Genomic DNA, 18300 nt, shown 5'->3' with positions numbered 1-18300 from the left:
CCGTCCCCGAAGCCACGCAGATCGCGGCATCACCGATGTGCGCCGCGACGCGGTAGTGCACTCTGTGCCAGCGTCCACGAGACGGATCAACGAGCGAGCGGCAAGATCCCTTGGCATGGCCGATCCAGAGAGCGCCGTCGACAAGTCGGCCAAGAAATCTCCACCGATCGCAGACCGCGATCCGGACCGAGCCGGTAAGGCCAGCAACGTCTCCCCGACGAACACCGCAGGCGGCCTGCCGCCCAGGTTGATCTGGCTCATCGTCGGCATCATCGTGGTCGCCGTCGCGGTCATCGTCGGCATCTGGGTGTACCTACCCGACCTGTTCGTCCCCGACAACGTGCAGCCCACGCCGGCCGACCCGAACGCCCGCGTCACCGCGGAGATCTCCGCCCGGTCGCCGCTAGGCGTCCTGTCCGGGGCGGTGATGGCTGCCGCTGCCGCCGGCATCGGTGTCGTCGTCAGTCACCACACCGCGAGCTTGACCCGAGCCGCCCTCGAGGAGACCCGCCGCGCCAACGACCTGACCGACCAGCGCGACGTCACCGGCGCCCGCGACGACCGCTTCGGCAAAGCCGTCGAGCAGCTCGGCCACACCGCCGCAGCCGTTCGACTCGGCGGCATGCACAGCCTGTTCCGCCTCGCCGACGAAGACCGGGGCCGGGTGCCGACGGTGGTCGACATCCTCTGCGCCTACCTGCGGCAGCCGTTCCACCACCCCGACCACGACGCACCGGCCGACTCAGACGAGACGACGGGCGACGGCGATGCAACCGCCGACGTTGCCGAGACCGGTCCCCACCAGCCGCGCCCTCGCGCCTGGCAGCCCAGTGATGAGGTAGTTCGTGATCTTCGAGACGCCGAAGCCGAGGTGCGCCGCACCGCCCAGCGCCTGATCACCGCAATGCTTCCCCTCATCGACGGGAACACCCCACCGATCGAGGTCAACCTGCGGGGCGCCCAACTGTTGGACGACTTCACCCTCACCGGGCAGCGCCTCGGGAAGATCGACCTCACCAACTTCTACCTCTCGGGCGACCTCGCGCTCGTCGAAGGCGCCCACATCGGTGTTTTCCGGCTGGGGTCGAGGGCGCACATCGGCGGCGACCTCACGCTGGGGCCAGGCGCCCACATCGACGACGTCTTCTGGCTGGGGCCAGGCGCGCACATCGGCGGCAAGCTCTGGCTGGGGTCGGACGCCCACATCGGCGGCGACCTCACGCTGGGGCAAGGCGCCCACATCGACGACGACCTCCAGCTGGGGCCAGGCGTCCACATCGGCGGCAAGTTCTGGCTGGGCGCCCACATCGGCGGCGACCTCCAGCTGGGGCCAGGCGCCCACATCGGCGGCGAATTCCGGCTGGGGTCGGACGCCCACATCGGCGGCGACCTCACGCTGGGGCCAGGCGCCCACATCGACGGCGTCTTCTGGCTGGGGCTGGGCGCCCATATCGGCGGCGACCTCACGCTGGGGCCAGGCGCCCACATCGGCGGCGACCTCTGGCTGGGGCCGCACGCCCACATCGACGGCGTCCTCTGGCTGAGGGAGGGCGCCCACATCGGCAGCCACCTCACGCTGGGGGAGGGCGCCTACATCGGCGGCCATCTTCAGCTGGAGCAGGACGCCCACATCGATGGCCACCTTCAGTTGGCGCAGGACGCACACAGCGACCGTGACCTCGAGCTAGGGCAGGACGCCTACATCGAGGGCAACCTCAGGCTGGGACTGGGCGCCCGCATCGAAGGGCGGACTGCCGCTGAAGCGGACGACGTCATCCAGGTCGCCCCGGGTGCCTCGATCGCCGGTCGTGCTCAGCCACCATGGGCTGGGGCAGTCAACACCGAGAACATGGCCCAACAGGGCGCCACCGCTTCAGAGGACTCTGCCGCCGCGTCGGAGGACTCGACCGAAGTGACCGAGTAGGTCGGGATGAGCTCACGGCTACTGACGGCCCAGAGGTCACCATGCGGTCGCCTCTGGATCACAGGCGCATCGTCACCATGCGCAAGTGCTCGCTCGCCAGCATGACCAGGAGGTCGTCGACACCTCCGATCGCCCGTCCTCGCTGAAGGGGCCCGCCCTGTTCGGGCGCCACGTCATCCAGACCGACGGCTGAGGCGACGCCACCGCGGCCGGGTGCCCCACGACCAGCGAGCGCCGCAAGCCACACCTCCACATCGGCGCGGTAGCGCGGCGCGGGCAGAAAGCTCTTCCGGACCTGTCACACCGTGCGCGGTTGAGCCACCTACCGGAGTGAACCGGCCCCACCAGGGGACAGCTCACCCGACAGGAGATCGGCATGCCCTCCCTCGCGCAAGCCGCGGCTGCGACGCAGGAACGCCCACCCTCGCTGGGAGGCACCGACCCCGGAGGCTCGGGGCTGCTCAGCGAGCCGGGCACGACGATGCTCACCCGGACTGCGGCGCTCCCTCCTCGGCCTACGACCTGGCCGACGCGCTCGCTGGTGTGCCTGGCCGGTGCCGTGGCCGGCTACGCCGCAGCTCCCGAGGTCGGCTACCCCAAGCTCTCAGCCGTCGCCGCCGTCCTCGGCGGAGCAGCCTCGCTGCACGAAGCCGTCCACGGCGTCCGCAGCGCACGCCGAGCGGCGCTCGCCGACGACCTGACCGAAGCCCTGACCCCGCTGCTGGGACTGCGCAAGCCCTCGCGCCGTCACGTCGAAGCCAGCCGCTGGAAGCCGGAACGTCCCGAGAAGGGCGAGGCGGGGGAGGGCGGCGCGGGGGTCATCGCCTCCCGATGGAACGGATGGTGGGTCGGGACGCCGCTGCGCCTGAAGCTCGCCTACGCCCGAGGCGTGGTCAACGCCGACCATCCCAAGTGGAAGACGTCCGTGCTCGACACCGTGTCGCGTCTGCTGGGCTGCGACTACGTGATCGTGCGCCACGACACCCGCAAGGGAGTCGTGCAGCTGCGCAGGAAGTACCGCGACGCCTCCCTCGCCCCCTACCTGGAGCTGGAAGTCCTGCGCGCGGAACGTCTCGTGCGGTCCCTGCTGGGCCCCGGCGCCCGCCTCACCCCGGAGTTCGACGAGATGCAGGCGTCTCTCGAGTCCGACGACTTCGACCAGGCCCCCGCCGCGGGTACCTCCTCACCCTCGGAAGAGGCGACCGCGGTCACCCGCCAGATCGTCGCCCTCAACGTCCACCACCAGGCCGGCACTCGCGTCGCCACCGCCGCTCAGCGAGCACGAGTCGAGCGCAGCATGTCCGCGATGATGGCGGGCCGCTGGCGAGCGCGGTTCCAGCTGCACCAGGACTTCGTCCGCTTCGAGCTTCGCCCCACGCTGCCAACGCGGGTACCTTCCCCGGCCCCGCGTGAGCACGACATGGATCCACTGCTGAACTACGACCGGGTCGAGATCCCCTACGCCGTCGACGAGGACGGGGCCACCATCGCCTGGCGTCCCGCCATCGACCCGATGCTCATGGTCGTCGGCCCCACCGGTACCGGTAAGACGGTGCTGCTGCACAACATCGTCGCCCGCTTCGCCAAGTGGGGATGGCCCGTTCACATCGTCGACGGCAAGGGCATCGAGTTCCTCGGATTCCGGGAATGGCCCAACGTCCAGACCGTCGCCACCTACGTCGATGAGCAGGTCGCCCTCATCCACGCCGTCTGGCAGATCATGGAGGACCGCTACGCCGCCGTCATCGCCGGCGAAGCCACCGAGACCGACTTCGAGCCGGTCGTGCTCATCCTGGACGAGTTCCGCGACTTCTACGGCAACGTCCTGCCCTGGTACGCCGACATCCGCGTCACCGGCCGTGGAGGAGACCCCAGCAAACCGCCCGTACTGGAAGCGGTGAAGTCCATCGCCCGCAAGGGCCGCAGCTCCCGCGTCCACCTGGTCCTGGGTACCCAGCGCCCCGACGCGGACTTCCTCAGCGGTGAGGCACGAGACAACTTCCGGGCACGCGTCGCTCTGGGACGCCTCTCCCCGCAGGGCGCGAACATGATGTGGGACAGCTACACCGCCGGCGTCAGCGTCCCCCGCATCCGCGGCCGCGGCACCACGCTGGGACCGGCCGGCAACGTCATCGAGGTCCAGACCTTCTGGACCCCCGACCCCCGCAAGGTCCGCGAAGGCCAGCACGACGACCTGGACATCCTGCGTGCTCTCAGGCCCAGTGAAGCTGCCCACGAGCGTCTGGTCATCGTTCCCCCCGAGCCGCGTCAGGGGAAGAACGATGAGGAAGAAGACGTGCGGTACTCGCAGTGGTCCCGTCCCTACTTCCAACCGTCCCTGACCGCCGGCGTCGGAGCCCGACCCAGCGAGCACCTCCGAGACGTCGCCCGCATCATCCCGCTGAAGCTGCGTCCAGACCTGGCGACGCGATCCCTGCTGTCCCCGGCCCTGGCCGCGGAATGGCTCCCGCCGAACGTCGCCGCCGAGCATGACCCCGCAGACACCGACGGAATCGTGATCGTCGAGCCCGACCCGCGCGCTGGCCGGTTCGTTTCGATCGAGCCGGCCGGACGAGGACCGCGTCAGGGCCAGGCCAGTAGGACCAGAGCTGCTGACCTCCTCGGCCGCGGGGAAATCGATGCGGACGACGACTCCGGTGAAGACCTCAGCGAGGCGGGGGAGCTCGACGGGTCGGCGGGTGACCCCTTTGACGGCTACGGGGATCCGGTCGATCTGGACGTCGACGAGCTGGCGGCCGGCTACCTGGTGCTCGTCGACGACGGGACTGATCACTGGGCCGTCTTGGAGGGCGACCCCGAAGAAGACTTCGACGAACCGGACCTGCGCAGCCTGGAGTGGCGCGACGACCAAGACGACGCGGCGTCCTTGACGGTCGATGCCGGCACCCTCATCACCGCCCGCATCCCTCGCGACGACGACCTCGAGGCGGAGGACTCTCCGGCTCGTCGCGCTCCCTCACGTGCAAGCTCGCCCCGCGCCGGCGGGTCTCGGGTCACTTCCAAGGTGAATGCCCCACGCGGAGCCGAGGCTGCGCCCAGGCCGAGCCGGCCTCAGCGGGTCCGAGCAACCAGCCGCCGACCTCCCACCGCGCCAGCGGTGACCAACCCCTCGCAGGCGGAGGCCGGGGAGCGCGCGCACCTGCACGTCGTGCGCTGACGGCATCGATCCGTCTGCCGAGCAAGCCAGCACAGCGCAGAGCGCACCGTGCCAACCACCACCCGAGCAGTGTCAGGAGACACCATGGAACGCCCCGCCCAGAACACCCCTCCGTCGGGCGCAGTCAGCGACGACGAGCGGGGTCAGCTGTTCTTGATCGCTGCAGCTTTCGTCGCCTTCGGTGGGATAGGTGTCGCCTGGAGGCGCATCACCGCCTGGCTCCTTGGCCACGACGTCATCCTCCCCGCGAGCGCTGAGCTCGTGGTGACCCTTCCAGCCAGCGGCGGAGCGGGACTGGATCTGACGCGCCTCCTGGTCGCGGTCGCTGCCGGCCTGCTCCTGCTTGCCTTCGCCGTCAGTGCCATCGCGAAGCGCCGGGCCCGTCGCGCCCACGAGGAGCAGGGGCAGGTGCGCTGACGTGCAGCACCGGTCCCGGGGTCCTCCGCGGTGCCTGTTGGAACAACGAGCCCAGGCCGCTACCCTGCGCGGGTAATGAGTCACTACCCGCTGCGGGTAATGGGTAGCGGCGCTTGCAGCAGTTGATGCCCTCCCTGACCTTCCCTTTCTAGTTCACGTCTCAAGGAGCTCCTGGTGCCCACACCGCCCCGTACGACGCGTTCCGCTAGACGCCGCCCCACAACCCTCGCCGCGGCTGCGGCTATGACCGGTCTGCTCGTCCTGGCCCAGCCCGGAGCAGCGACCGCCGCCGAGAAGACCGACAACGGCGACGTCGAGACCACCGTCCTGCACCCCACCGTCACCGGGACCGGCGGCAGCATCCGCTACAGCGTCGCCAGCCTCACCGGCGGTGGCGTCCAGGTGAGCTTCGTCTACGTCCCCAACGAGGCGGCAGGAGAGAAGTCCGGCAAGGACGAGACGCAGTCCAAGGACTTCACCGTCACCGTCGACGCCAAGGCCATCGCCACCCAGACGGTCACCGACGACGGCGACGCGATCGTGCCGGCCACCAAGTCCAGCAGCAGCGACGAGACCAGCAGCGGATCGGCCTCTGCCGCCGCCGCGACCGGTGCCGTCGTCGACCAGGAGGCGTCGGAAGACTCCACCGAGGTCACCCTCCAGGCCAGCACCGAGGGCGTGCAGACGGTGTGGGTCCTGCCCGAGCAGGCCCCGGCCGCAGCCGATCCCGACGACCAGTCCTGGGTCACCCGCACCTGGCACCTCCTCGTCGACAAGATCACCGGCAACGACAGCGCCGAGAGCAGCGACAACGCCCCGGACTCCAACAACCAGGACGACCAGGACGGTAAGGAGGAGCAAGGCAGCGGGGACGAGGAGAGCACCCCGACGGCCGCGCCGACTAGCTCCCCGACCTCCAACGCGACGTCCAGCGCGGCGGCCTCCTCGACGAGCTCCCCGTCGAGCTCGTCGACCAGCTCCCCGCCTTCGAGCACCGAGACGACGGACGAAGACGACAGCAAGAACGACAATGACAGCAGCGGGGACACCAGCGGGGACACCTGCGACGTCACGCAGGCCGATGCCCAGCTCACCACCAGCGTCGAGGACAACACGGTCGACGCCCCACTGGAGGACGGCCCCAGCGCGGCGCCGACGTTCAGTGACGAGGTCCGCAAGAAGGCCGCCGAGCGGGCGTCTGACTGCGGCGAAGGCTCCAGCAGTGACAACGAGGACCCGGCCGAGGACCAGGCCGGCGAGCAGGACAGCGAAGAGGGGCGGGACGAGGTGGACGCCACGCCGGCCTCAACCAGCAGCGGCAAGGGCAAGGTTGAGGTCGCGGCCGGGGACTGGCTCTCCGGTATCTCCGGGGACCGCCCCGCCATCGAGAAGCTGCGCGGCGTCCCCGCCGAGGTGGCGACGACATGGACTGACTACTCCGGCAACGCCGACCAGCTCAACCCGGGCGCGGAGTTCGGCCCGGACAAGTGGGACAAGTCGCTCATCATCGCCATGCCGCCGTTCCCGGATGGGTCCTCCTGGGAAGCCACCGCGGACGGCCAGAACGACGAGTACCTGCGCCACGCCTTCTCGACCATGAAGTCGAAGTGGGCCGGTCGTGACGGGACCGCCTACATCGAGTACGGGTACGAGGCCAACGGCTACTGGATGTCGTGGCACGTTCAGGCCGGGCAGGAGGACGCCTGGACCAAGGCGTTCCAGCGGGCCCGGTCGATCCAGCAGGAGGAGTTCCCCGACGCGCGGTTGGGCGTCCGGTTCAACCACGAGTCCAACGGCTACGACGGCGACAGCCACGACCTGATCCAGGCCGTCAAGGGCAGCATCGACTTCCTGGGCGCGTCCTACTACAACGCCTACCCCTACGTCGCCAGCAAGGCCGAGTTCGACGAGCGGGCCACCATGCTCGACGGTGGCGGCGGCCCGAAGGGCATCAAGACCTGGCTCGCCGCGGCCCGCTCGGCGGGGCTGCCCATCGAGTTCGGGGAGTGGTCGGTCAGCGCGAAGGATGGCGACGCAGGCGTGTTCGTCACCGAGATGCACGACACCTTCTCCAGCAACGCCGGACCCGGCGCTGGTGACGTTTTCGCGGAGTCCCTGTTCAACATCGACAAGGACAACGACAACTGGCGGCTGAACTCCGGCAAGGTCCCGGAGTCGGCTGCTGCCTACGGCAAGGCGTTCAGCGACGTCGGCTGAGCTCGACCGCGGGCGCGAGGCGCTCTGCCTCGCATCCACTGAGACCGCCCACCTGCAGCCTCTGCGGTGGGCGGTCTCCCCTTGTCATCCCCTTGTCATCCCCTTGTCTGGAGACGAGCCATGACCAGCTCCACCGCACCGTCGTCCCGCCCCTCCCCTCGTTACCGCCGCAGCCTCGCCCTGGCCGCGGCCCTGGCTGCTGGCGGTGCGCTGCTCGCCCCGCTACCGGCGCAGGCTGCAGCCGGCGCCGCACCGGCACCCACCTCGTCGGCCTCACCGACCGAGTCGGAAGACCCCGCCTCGATCGACCCCGACGCACGGACGCCGAAGGCCGCCGACCCGGCCGACCAGGACGAGGTGGACAGCCTCTGGGAGAAGCTCAAGCGCTGGGTCACCGGCGTCGGCGAGAGCAACGAGGCAACCGAGGATGAGGGTCGAGAAGACCAAGACCAGCCCCACCCCTCTACGACAACCGGCAAGGACGCCGCGGCCCTCCCCGCGGGCGCGAACAACACCGTCCTCACCGCGGGGGGCTTCGTGAACTCCATCGGCGTCGGGATGCACGTCGCCTACCTCGACCGCGCCTACGGGGACGTGGACTCGGTGAAGCTGGCCGAGGACCTGGGCGTGAAGCACGTCCGCGACGGTCTGGGCTCCACCGACTCCGTGCCCCTGGAGTCGATGAAGCGCCTCAGCGAGGCCGGCATCTCGATCAACTGGGTCGCGCAGCCGGAGACCTCGTCCTTCACCATCGAGAACCAGTTGCAGCTCATCAAGGACAACGACCTCAACGTCACCTCGGTGGAGGGGGTGAACGAGCGCGACAACGCCGGGGTCAGCGACTGGGCGGGCAAGGTCCGCGCCCACCAGAGGGAGCTCTACACCGCGGTCAAGGACACCCTGGGCGAGGACGTCGCCGTGGTCGCGCCGTCTCTGGTCTTCGACGAGTCGAGGGCGGAGCTGGGTGAGGTTCCCTCCGACATCGCCAACAGCCACCCCTACACCGGGGGGGCGATGCAGACCGCTGAGCACACCGAGCACCAGGTGCAGATGGCTGCTGAGGTGACCCCCGGCGTGGACACCTCCACCCCGCAGGCCGCCGACGCGCGGACCACCCTGTCCAGCGCGGTCGAGGACGGCGGGGCGATGTGGGCGACGGAGCTGGGCTTCCACACCGCCACCGACTCCACCGCCGGCAACGGGGTCCAGCCCCACGTCTCCGAAGACGCCCAGGCCGTGCTCCAGCTCCAGCAGCTCCTCGCCAACTTCCAGAACGGCGTGGACCGCAGCTACATCTACGAGCTGCTGGACGAGGGCTCCAACAACGCCGAGGCCGAGGACCGGTTCGGGCTGTACCACTCCGACGGATCCCCCAAGCCGGTCGCCACGGCGCTGAAGAACCTCATCGCCACGGTCGAGCATGGGGGCCCGTCCGCGACCGGCAGTGCCTCCCCAGCGGAGGTGGAGGTCAACGGCGGCAGCGACGACACGACCACGCTGGTTCTGCCTCGCGCCGACGGATCCACCGTCGTCGCGGTGTGGGAGGCCGCCCCGGTGTGGGACCAGGACGGAGAGAAGCCCCTCGACGTCCCCGACCGGGAGGTCACCCTCGACGTGGGCGAGGACGTCGACGCTCAGGTCTTCGTCCCGGGTCAGAGCGCGAAGGCCCTGGACAGCGAGAAGGGGGTCAGCACGCTGAACCTGACCAGCCAGGCTGCGCCCACCATCGTCGTCCTCGCGCCCACCGGCGGCACCGACGACGCCGCGCAGTCGCCTGAGGATGAGGCGGACGGTGAGACCGCGGCCGAGAACGCAGACGCCGACACCCGCACCGACACCGGCGGCGAGGCAGCGGAGGAGGAGACAGGGGCGGGCGGTAACCCGTTCGCCGCCGCCGCGCCCTACGCCGACCCGAGCTATGCCGCGCAGGAGATCGACGACGTGCGCGGCAGCGACCCCGACGCCGCTCAAGCGCTGGAACGAATCGCGAAGGGCGGGGTGGCGTTGTGGGTCGGGGACTGGACCCGCGACGTGACCGCCACGGTGCGCGACTACGCCACCGCCGCCCAGAAGGCGGGCAAGACCGCGGTGGTGGTGACCTACGCCGCGCCGGGCCGCGACTGCGGGTCCTACTCCGCCGGTGGTCTCTCCCCGCAGGAGTATCCCGGCTGGGTCGAGCAGGTCGCGGACGGCCTGCGCGGCACCGGTGCCGCGGTCATCGTCGAGCCGGACGCCATCGCCCAGGTCGGGCAGTGCGACGGGCAAGGCGACCGCCTGGCCCTGCTGCGCAAGGCCGTGCAGGTCCTCGACGAGGCCGGGGCGGCGGTCTACCTCGACGCCGGCAACAGCTCGTGGACCGGTGGGCAGGTCGACACCATCGCGCAGCGGCTGCGGAAGGCCGGGGTCGATCAGGCCCGCGGGTTCGCCACCAACGTGTCCAACTTCAACGCCGACGCGGCCGAACGCTCCTACGCCGAAGCGCTGTCGAAGGAGCTCGACGGCGCGCACTACGTCGTGGACACCAGCCGCAACGGCTCTGGCGGCAACGGAGAGTGGTGCAACCCCGAAGGGCGCACCCTGGGTAAGACCCCCGCCGCCGTCGATGACGACTCGCACCAGGACGCGCGCTTGTGGATCAAGCGGGTGGGAGAGTCCGACGGCACCTGCAACGGCGGGCCGGCGGCCGGCACCTTCTGGGTCGAGCAGGCAGTCGAGCTGGCGCAGTCGACCTGACTGAACGTTCTGCACGCAGAACAACGGCGGGCCCGACCTCTTGAGGTCGGGCCCGCCCTCGCCGTTGATCGGCTGCCCGCCTTGATCACACGGGCTGTGCGGGGGCTACTTGGCTCTGCCGCCTGAACGCTCTTCCTCGACGAGGCGGGTGATGGTTCCTCGCGGCACGTCGGCCTCCATGTTCAACTGCGCCAGCCTGTCCTTGGCCCTCTTCCACGCGTTGCGGGGAGTGCGCAGGACGCCCTGCTGGGCGGCGAGACCAGCGACGATGATCTCCAGCAGCTGCTCTTCATGAGTCAGGTGCCGGAGGAAGCGGCCGCGCCGGGCGCTGTGCTCGGCGTCGGAGTCGGTCGCAAGGCGGGGCGCGAAGTCCGCACCTTGGGCTCGTGCCTGGCGAAGAGCGCGCAGCGACTTCGCGGCCAGGAGCGGCGTGCGGTAGGCAGCTTGCTGGACTCGATCCTCGTGCGAGATGGGGTGCTGCTCACCCCCCGTCGGAGCTACCGCCCCGGCCATCCACCACAGGTGATCAGCCAAGTCGGCGGCGAAGACCCGGTTGCTCTGCCCCGCCAGACGCTCAGCCTCAGCAGCTACCTGCGTCGGGGTGACTTCCGCTGGGCTCACCTCTTGCTGGCCGACCTCACCAGGACCAGACGACTGCGCCGCCTCCCGCGGAGCCCGGCTCCCGGACGCACGCGGTGCAGGGGAGCCAGCGGGCCTAGGCACCTCAGGGGTGGGTGAGGAGTGCGGAGTCACCAAGTCCTCCTGGACTGAGGCTCGTCGGATCGATCGGCGGTGATGATGGTGGGGCCGACGGGGGTGCGGACGCGGATCAAAACGGCCAGCGACTGCCACGTCCCCGCATCAGCTGACAGCACCTCGTCGGATGCTGCGCTTCGCCCGTCCTCGAGGCCAACCAGTAAGCCGTCGAGCACCGACTCGCACCCCCGCCGGTCCCACCATCACCATCGCCGATCCTAGGTGCCTGCAAGCCGTGAGTGGCCCAGACTGCCAGCTGCGGCGACCAGGCCTTCTCCATCACCCACCTCCTCAGCCAAGGGTGCCGCCGACAGAAGAGGGTCGTCGAAGACCTGCCAGGCACCCTGCGCATCCACGACCACCAGCGCCACGCCCCCCTCACGGCCGTGCAGCTGCTCCAGACCAGCTTGTCGTGCCAGACCACGAGCCAGGCTGGAGCCCGACGCGGCCGTGCCCAACCGTGAGTCAGCCAGCCAGCACGCCCCGACCGGCTCCACCGGCTGACCGATGGGCCAAGGACCTCGAGGACGGCCAGGCAGCGCCAGCGGCAGCACCGCCTGGTCGACGGTGGAGCCGCCCTCACTAGCCTCGCGCAGGCACCGCGACGCCAAGTCGAGCTGGCGGGGAGAAGGGCGCAGCCGCGCGTACCGATCACTGCCGGCGCTCGGCTCCAGCAGCGCGCGCAGGGCATCGGTGCCTTCGGGGAGGTAGACGATGAGGTCCACGGCGTGAGAGACGGCGGCAGTCAGCAGTCGCAGCTGGTGGGCGCGCCACTGCGTGTCTGCCATCGTGACGGGGGCCGCGGCCCTCGCGAGGCCGCGGCCGATCCCGGGCGTAGCTGTGATCAGCAAGCGGGATGGACGCTGCCGATCGACGCTGTCACCGTGATCGGGCTCGCCGCGATCAAGGCCGAGCAGCACCGACCCCGGCGGCAGGTCCGGCGCGCATCGGTGCTTGATCACGACGTGGCGCAGCAGCTCAGGCAAGGTCGCCTCGACGTCGTTTGCACTTCCCCCCTGTTCCGGTGCAGAGGCCCGCCACGCCGCTGGGCGTGCGTGCCAAGCGGTCACCATCACCGTGAGAGCCCAGTAGCGGCCAGGACGAAGTCGCGGCGTGCGATCGAGTCCACCAGCTGGGCCCCATCGCGCGCGGCGCGCCGGGACAGGAGGGTACTGAGGAGCTCGGCGACCACCGCGGGGTGGTCCACCGCAAGACCCCACGGGGTGGAGAGCAAGCCGCCGGTGCCGTGGAACCCGAATGCGCTCGCGCAACGCAACAGGTCATCGCGGTAGCCCCGGCTGAGCGATCGGTGGAGTCTGGCGCTGCCGGCGTCGTACTGCACCAGGACAGGAATCGGTTCATGGCCATCTCGGGGAGGCAGTGCCAGCAAACTTTCCTGTGCCATCCAGCGGCCGAGGGCGGGATGGAACTCTGCGCCGTGGAACAGGGAGCACGTGGCGGCGACGGTGGCGACCGTTGGTCCGTTCGTCCACCGGACGCGAACATGGGGGCATCGCGGTTCCTCACCGCCCAGTTCTCGACGGCGCTCCACACTCAGTCTGTGACGCAACGTGTCTCGCACAGTGTCGAGCGAGGTGGCGGCGCTCACCAAGAACGAGGTATCAGTCCATTGCGCGGTGAGGTGCCGGTACGTGAGGCGGGCGGTGTCGTGAGTGGTGACCAGCAGAGGTCGACTGTTCTGCGGTTCCTGAGGCCCTGTGTTCAGGGCCAGGACATGGGGGGAGCTCAGGGGGTCGGTGGGCATTGACCATGCCTCTCGCGAGTGACTGGTGGGTCACCGATCGCCCGGGTCGCTGTCCGGTCGAAGGGTGCGTCCACTCTAGGTCGCGAGCGCTAGACGAGTTCGAGGTCACGTCGTCCTGTGGACAACGTCGTAGAGGACGAAGCTGGCGGTAGCGATGGGTTGAGAGATGGGCCCGCGTCGCCGGAGCTGGTGGTGAGCGGTCAGGCCTACTCGTCGGGGTTCTCGCGCAGCATGTCCTCGATGATGGCTGCGAGGTTCTCCTTGGCGGGAGCGCTGAGGTCGGCGGCGCGGAGGAACAGGGCGCGGGCCTCGTGGTCGTCGAGCACTGCCTGCAGCTTCAGGTCTGCGCGGAAGTCGTCGGGGGTGCGCTGGGAGGCGAAGAAGTTCAGGTTGACGCCGTAGATGTCGGCCAGCAGTTGGAGGACGTGCACGCTGGGGACCCCGCGGTTAGCCGATCGCAGGCCGAGGACGTAGCTGGTGCTGAGGCTCTGCCCACGCGCCTGGGCGCGGGCGGTGACCTCCTTGCCCTGCAGCACCGTGCCGGTCTCTGGATGGGGGCTGTTCAGGAGCTGGCTGATCCGCTGGATGATGAGGTCGTTGCGGCGGCCTACCAGGCCGTCGTCGGCGGCTGCCGCCTGGGCGTCAGGATCCTCAGGCGTCGCGGATGCCGTGCTCATGTACGCCCCCCCGGGTCTGATCCTCTGCCGTCGCACGTCGTTGCGCCGGTCGCTCCGTGCTCGTGCGACGCATGGAGGCTATCGGGTGGCTGCGCCCGTGGCCCCCTGCCGTGCTCAGAGCGTGACCTGTCTACCGGCTGATCCACGCCCTGCGCACACCTTCGGCACGATCCGTCGCCGGTTCGCATCGCAGCGCAGTCGGCGGCTGCCCTCTGATGTGCGGGGAGGCGGTGCGCAGGACTGTGGCGGCCGGCCGCTGATCCAAGGGGCCCGGGCGGACGCCGGGGAGGGCTGTCCACAGCCTCCTGTACGGGGACCGCGACCCCATTACACTATGGGGGTAATGGTGGCTGCGCCCGCGTCAACTCAGATGTACTCAGCGTGACTGTCACCGCCTGTGCTGCACACGATCCGCTCCGGTCGCCGTCTCTGATGCGAAGGTCGCCATGAACCACTTGAGCAACGCCACCACCGAAGTCGACGCGATCACCGTCACCGAGCAGCGAGCGCCTGCACGGACGCGCCCTGAGCGCCCCGTCCGTCGTCTCCGGCGTGGCACCCCGCTGCGTCCCCCGGCGACCGAGGAGGACGCAGGAGCGACGGAGACGCTGCGGACGCCAGCCGAGGAAGCCGGATCGGACACCCCCACGACAGCGTCTGCAGTCCAGGTGACCGCTGAGGTCGCCTCGGCGCAGTCGTCGACACCCGCATCGGCGGACTGGACGGCCGGCGACCTCGAGTACGACGAGCTGCTCGCATCGTTCCTCAGCGATGAGGAGGGCCAGCCCGGACGGCTCCAGGACGCCGACGGAGCCTCATCGGTTCAGGAAGCCGCCGAGGCAATGAGCGCCCGCAGCATCGCCACCGTCGTCGATGTCGTCGACGTCGTTGACGGCGTCGACAAGGGCCCCGCCATCGCCGCCAGCGGCCGCGACATGATCGCTTCCGACGCGGGCGAGGAAGACGCGGGCGAGGAGGACGCACCGATCGAGACCGGTGAGCCCCAGGGCACCCCGCCGGCGGTGGAGCAGCGCCTCACTACCGACGTCCAGGATCACGCGCACGGTGGGGAGCGGGCCGGCCTCAACGGGGCACGCGCTCACCTGCCCACTCAGGCGGTCAACACGGCGCAGGCCGATGAGCAGGCCGAGGAGGAGGCCGGCGAGCAGAGCGATCCGGCGAGCGCCCTCGCGGCGGAGAGTCTGCCCGCCTCTCGAACACGTGCGCGACGCGGCCGAACGGCCACCACCTCTGACAGCGCCCACCAGCTGCAGCAGCCCACCGGACCGCTCTTCGCTCCATCGGTGAGCGAGGCCCACGAACCTGCTCCGCTGCCGCCAGCCCCGGTCTTCCTCTGGCAGGGTGCGACGCTGCTCCCGGCTCAGGTGCCCACGCCGCCCCCCACGACTCCGGCCCCGACTGCTCCGGGTGCCACCGACGACCTCGACGAACCCGCCACGCCGGTGATGCCCGCACCGGCTGGCTCCACCGACGCTGAAGCCGCCTCCGACACCCCCGCGGCGTCAGGCCCCTCCATCCATCCGGAGGAGACGCAGGCCATCGTCAGCGCCGCCTCGTCGCCGGCGTCCACGCCCGCCCCGAAGGGTCCGGACACCCCGGACACCCCGAAGACCGCGGTACCTGCAGCCCAGGCCGCCGGGGAGGCGGTGGTCAGTGCTCCCGGCCGCGAGGTGGTAGCGCCTCAGGCGAGTGTCCCGGGTGCCGTCATCGACACCGCCACCTTCGTGCAGCAGGTCCGTGACGCCGAGCTGCGCGATGCAGCCCCTGTCCTCTCCCCGGTGCACGCCATGCCCGACGGGGGGTGGCGCAGCGCCGTCATGAAGCTGACCCTGGGACGAGTCCAGCCGCCCCCGAGCGCCCGCCAGGCCGAACGCGACCACGAGATCTACCGTGTCCGGACCCCGCTGGACGGCAACCGGCACATCGTCGTCCTGGCGTACGGGACGGGCGTGGGCAAGACGCTGACCACCGGCGCCATCGGGTTGCAGTTCGCCGAGCACCGAGACGACCGCGTCGCCGTCATCGACGCCGACCAGACGGCCGGCAACCTCGCAGATCGCTTCGCCACCCCCGCCGACCGGTTCCTGCAAGACCTGCTGGACGAGCACCAGCACGGCGCGGTGGACTCCGTCGTCGAGCTGCGCCGCTACGCCCGCAGCGCCAAGCGGCTGGACATCTACAGCGCCGACCACAGCCGCTCGTTCACCGCTCAGCAGCACCGCGAGGCCCTCGAACTGCTCAGCAAGTTCCACGACGTCGTCATCACCGACCTGGGCAGCTCCGGGCTACGCGACATGCCCGAGGTGCTTCAGACCGCCACCGACGTCGTCGTAGTCACCGGCACCAGCATGGACGCCGTGGATCGCAGCCGGAAGGTCCTAGACCGTCTGGAGGACCTGGGCCATGAACGCCTCGCACGTGAAGCCGTGGTCGCCATGGTCACCCGCACGACCAAGGACGGGACACTGGCCAAGGCGGCCCGCAACGGGGGAGTGCACGTGGAGACCCTCATCGGTCACTTCCAGAGGCGTTGCCGGGCGACGGTTCTCATTCCGTACTCCGCGCGTCTCGCCGACGGCGTGCACGTCGACTACGAAACCCTGGACGCCGACGTGAACGAGGCCTACCTGCGCATCGCCGGCTTCCTCGCCAACGGGTTCCGACCCACCCCCGACCGCCATGCGACGCCCGCAGGTTCGGGGGACAACGGTCCCGCGCAGCTTCCGACGATCCGCCCCGCTGCGGCGGCGACTGCACCAAGCGTGACCACCAAGAGCAAGTACGGTCGAGGACGACGCAAGGACGGGCAGGCCACTGCGCCATCCGCCTTCGCTGAGCTCCCGCACTACCAAGGCAGCTGAGACCTACCCAGTGCCGGCCGCGACGTAAGCACCAGGCACGCGAGGCGGACCAGCCTGCGCAGCTAGGCCCCCTACCTCGTGAACGCGACCGCTGAGCTCCGGTCCCCGCCCTGCCCCGCCACCATCCCGGTGAGCGGGGCACTCAGGTCTCAGTCGCAGGCCGTTACGTCGTCACCTGGCTGCAGGCGCAGGGCACACTGAACCTTCTCCGATGCCCGTTCCTGCTCCGCATGCGCCTTCATGAAGCCGTCGATCATAAACACGGCCACGAACAAGATCACGGCGATGCACGCCGCGGCGACAAGGGGGCTTGTCCTGCGCGTCTCGATGACGACTGGGCGAGCTCCAGACTGGATGGCTGCTCCGGTCAGCGGGACCTCGACCAGGGGGCCCGCCGGCAGCACCTCCAAGAGGTAGCGGAACGACGGCCGGGCCAGGTAGGTCAGTCGGCACGCCTCACGCAGCTCCTCCAACGCCTGATGACCGCTGCCAGTCGCCCGTGTCTGCTTGAGGATCTTGAAGCTGTGGTAGGCGTTGGTCTGCACCTCACGAACAAGCCCATCGCTCCATACCCCGGTCTCGTGGGCGCGGCGCGCTTGGTCCAGCAAGGTTGAGGTCACCGACTGAACATCGACCCTTGGTCTTCAGCTCTTGAGCATCATGACCCGTCGCCATCCGTCGTGCGCTCAGCCGGAGGCAGTAGCTGGTCAAGCAGACGCTCGTGACGCTGTACCGGTGCCCTTCGCTCGCCGCCAGCGCAACCGGCCCACCCCGGTCCACGCCGCGGCTTCTGGTCGCAGGATTGGCTGGCTTGCCACGGATAGGCCATCCCCCGCGAACGGGTGACCACTCCTCAGGGCCCTTGAGGACTACGTCGACCTTCCGTTATGCCCTCCCAGCCTGGCGCATTCGTGTCCACCGCGCCCCGGTGTGCCCGATGCAGCACCAAGCCGCGAAAGCTTGACTCAACGTTCTGCACGGCGTGCTCGCTCGAGACGGCGAACAGGGAGCACCGATGCCACCGGTGCAAGACCAACCTCCCGCGTTACGGCTGGGACATGTGCGATCGGTGCACCAAGATCACCGAAGTCGAAGACCGGGCTGAGCGTCGGTCGAAAGCCCCGGTCGGTGGCCCGGCCGCGACCCCCTCAACCCTTTCACCTGCTGATCTTCCGAAGGCCCCCACTGGCCTCGGTGATCTCTGCCTGGACTGGTTCGGTGGGGGCATCCTCCTGCTGATTCCCCTGGGCATCTTCACGCTCATCATGGGCTTCACCACCAGCTGGACGACGGCCTGGCAATGGGACGCCAAGCTGACCGTCGCCTACTGGGGTCTCTTCCTGGTCGTGTCCCTCATCAAGGTGTGTGGTCCGCTTCGCCGACTACTCGCCGCGTTGTTCGGCGGCCTTGGCAAAGTGCTGGGCTGGGCCCTCATGGGCATCGTCGCCGTCATTACGGTGCTCGTGATGGTCGCCGTCCCCCTCGTGATCGTCGGAGGTGTGGGCGCTGGCCTCGCCGGGGTCGCCAAGGGCGTCGGCTGGCTAGGGAACAGCTGGGCAGAAGGCGTTCAGGACATGGCACCCGAACCCGAGCCCGAGGAGGCAGACCCCGTCTGCCTGGACTGGAAGAACGACGGAAATCTCGTCTGCTTGGACCCTGGAAGCATGCAACCGGTCAACCCGTACTGATCATGACACGGCCAGGATGACCAGCCGCCGCGCGACGCAGATTGACTGTCCCCGCCGGCGGCG

12 protein-coding genes are annotated in these 18300 nt (G+C 69.7%); 7 read left to right on the top strand and 5 right to left on the bottom strand.

From position 1 onward, the window contains the following. Positions 1-115: 115 nt before the first annotated feature. The 5 genes from KRAD_RS23265 to KRAD_RS24835 all read left to right on the top strand — a co-directional run bounded on the left by KRAD_RS23265 (position 116) and on the right by KRAD_RS24835 (position 10469). Positions 116-1924 (top strand): UDP-glucose 4-epimerase, encoded by a 1809-nt coding sequence (locus tag KRAD_RS23265; protein WP_012001937.1) that lies wholly within the window; start codon positions 116-118, stop codon positions 1922-1924. A gap of 376 nt (positions 1925-2300) precedes the next feature. Next, entirely contained in the window at positions 2301-5102 is a 2802-nt protein-coding gene (locus tag KRAD_RS24840) for a P-loop NTPase family protein (protein ID WP_012001938.1), read from the top strand. Positions 5103-5186: 84 nt separating this feature from the next. After that, positions 5187-5519 carry a hypothetical protein gene (locus KRAD_RS23255; protein WP_041293798.1) on the top strand — a complete coding sequence of 111 codons (333 nt, stop codon included), beginning with the start codon at positions 5187-5189 and terminating at the stop codon, positions 5517-5519. Positions 5520-5762: 243 nt separating this feature from the next. Further along, positions 5763-7736: a hypothetical protein gene (locus KRAD_RS23250; RefSeq protein WP_041293797.1), complete on the top strand. Its 1974-nt coding sequence runs from the start codon at positions 5763-5765 to the stop codon at positions 7734-7736. A gap of 120 nt (positions 7737-7856) precedes the next feature. Further along, complete coding sequence (locus KRAD_RS24835; RefSeq protein WP_012001941.1) at positions 7857-10469, top strand: glycoside hydrolase family 6 protein; 2613 nt, start codon at positions 7857-7859, stop codon at positions 10467-10469. Positions 10470-10574: 105 nt separating this feature from the next. On the opposite strand, the gene KRAD_RS23240 is transcribed toward KRAD_RS24835, so the two are convergent. From KRAD_RS23240 to KRAD_RS23220, 4 genes are all read right to left on the bottom strand, one after another. Beyond that, on the bottom strand, positions 10575-11090 hold the full coding sequence (locus KRAD_RS23240; RefSeq protein ID WP_041293796.1) for a hypothetical protein: 516 nt from the start codon (positions 11088-11090) through the stop codon (positions 10575-10577). A gap of 353 nt (positions 11091-11443) precedes the next feature. Further along, positions 11444-12211, bottom strand: coding sequence for a hypothetical protein (locus KRAD_RS23230; protein ID WP_157874021.1), 768 nt, complete (start codon positions 12209-12211; stop codon positions 11444-11446). 86 nt (positions 12212-12297) lie between these two features. Continuing rightward, positions 12298-12834 carry a hypothetical protein gene (locus tag KRAD_RS25500; RefSeq protein ID WP_157874020.1) on the bottom strand — a complete coding sequence of 179 codons (537 nt, stop codon included), beginning with the start codon at positions 12832-12834 and terminating at the stop codon, positions 12298-12300. A 362-nt stretch (positions 12835-13196) separates the two neighbouring features. Next, a complete protein-coding gene (locus KRAD_RS23220) occupies positions 13197-13667 on the bottom strand; it encodes a hypothetical protein (protein WP_012001946.1) in 471 nt (156 codons plus the stop codon). 668 nt (positions 13668-14335) lie between these two features. On the opposite strand from KRAD_RS23220, the gene KRAD_RS23215 reads away from it, so the two are divergent. Next, positions 14336-16549: a hypothetical protein gene (locus KRAD_RS23215; protein WP_041293793.1), complete on the top strand. Its 2214-nt coding sequence runs from the start codon at positions 14336-14338 to the stop codon at positions 16547-16549. A 149-nt stretch (positions 16550-16698) separates the two neighbouring features. On the opposite strand, the gene KRAD_RS23210 is transcribed toward KRAD_RS23215, so the two are convergent. Further along, complete coding sequence (locus KRAD_RS23210; RefSeq protein ID WP_041293792.1) at positions 16699-17169, bottom strand: hypothetical protein; 471 nt, start codon at positions 17167-17169, stop codon at positions 16699-16701. A 438-nt stretch (positions 17170-17607) separates the two neighbouring features. Between KRAD_RS23210 and KRAD_RS23205 the strand changes: the two genes are divergently transcribed. After that, positions 17608-18237, top strand: coding sequence for a hypothetical protein (locus KRAD_RS23205; protein ID WP_041293791.1), 630 nt, complete (start codon positions 17608-17610; stop codon positions 18235-18237). The last annotated feature ends 63 nt before the right edge of the window (positions 18238-18300 follow it).

Origin of the sequence: Kineococcus radiotolerans SRS30216 = ATCC BAA-149 (genome assembly GCF_000017305.1) — a bacterium.
Classification (GTDB): domain Bacteria; phylum Actinomycetota; class Actinomycetes; order Actinomycetales; family Kineococcaceae; genus Kineococcus; species Kineococcus radiotolerans.
This window is presented reverse-complemented; position numbering and strand designations above follow the sequence as displayed.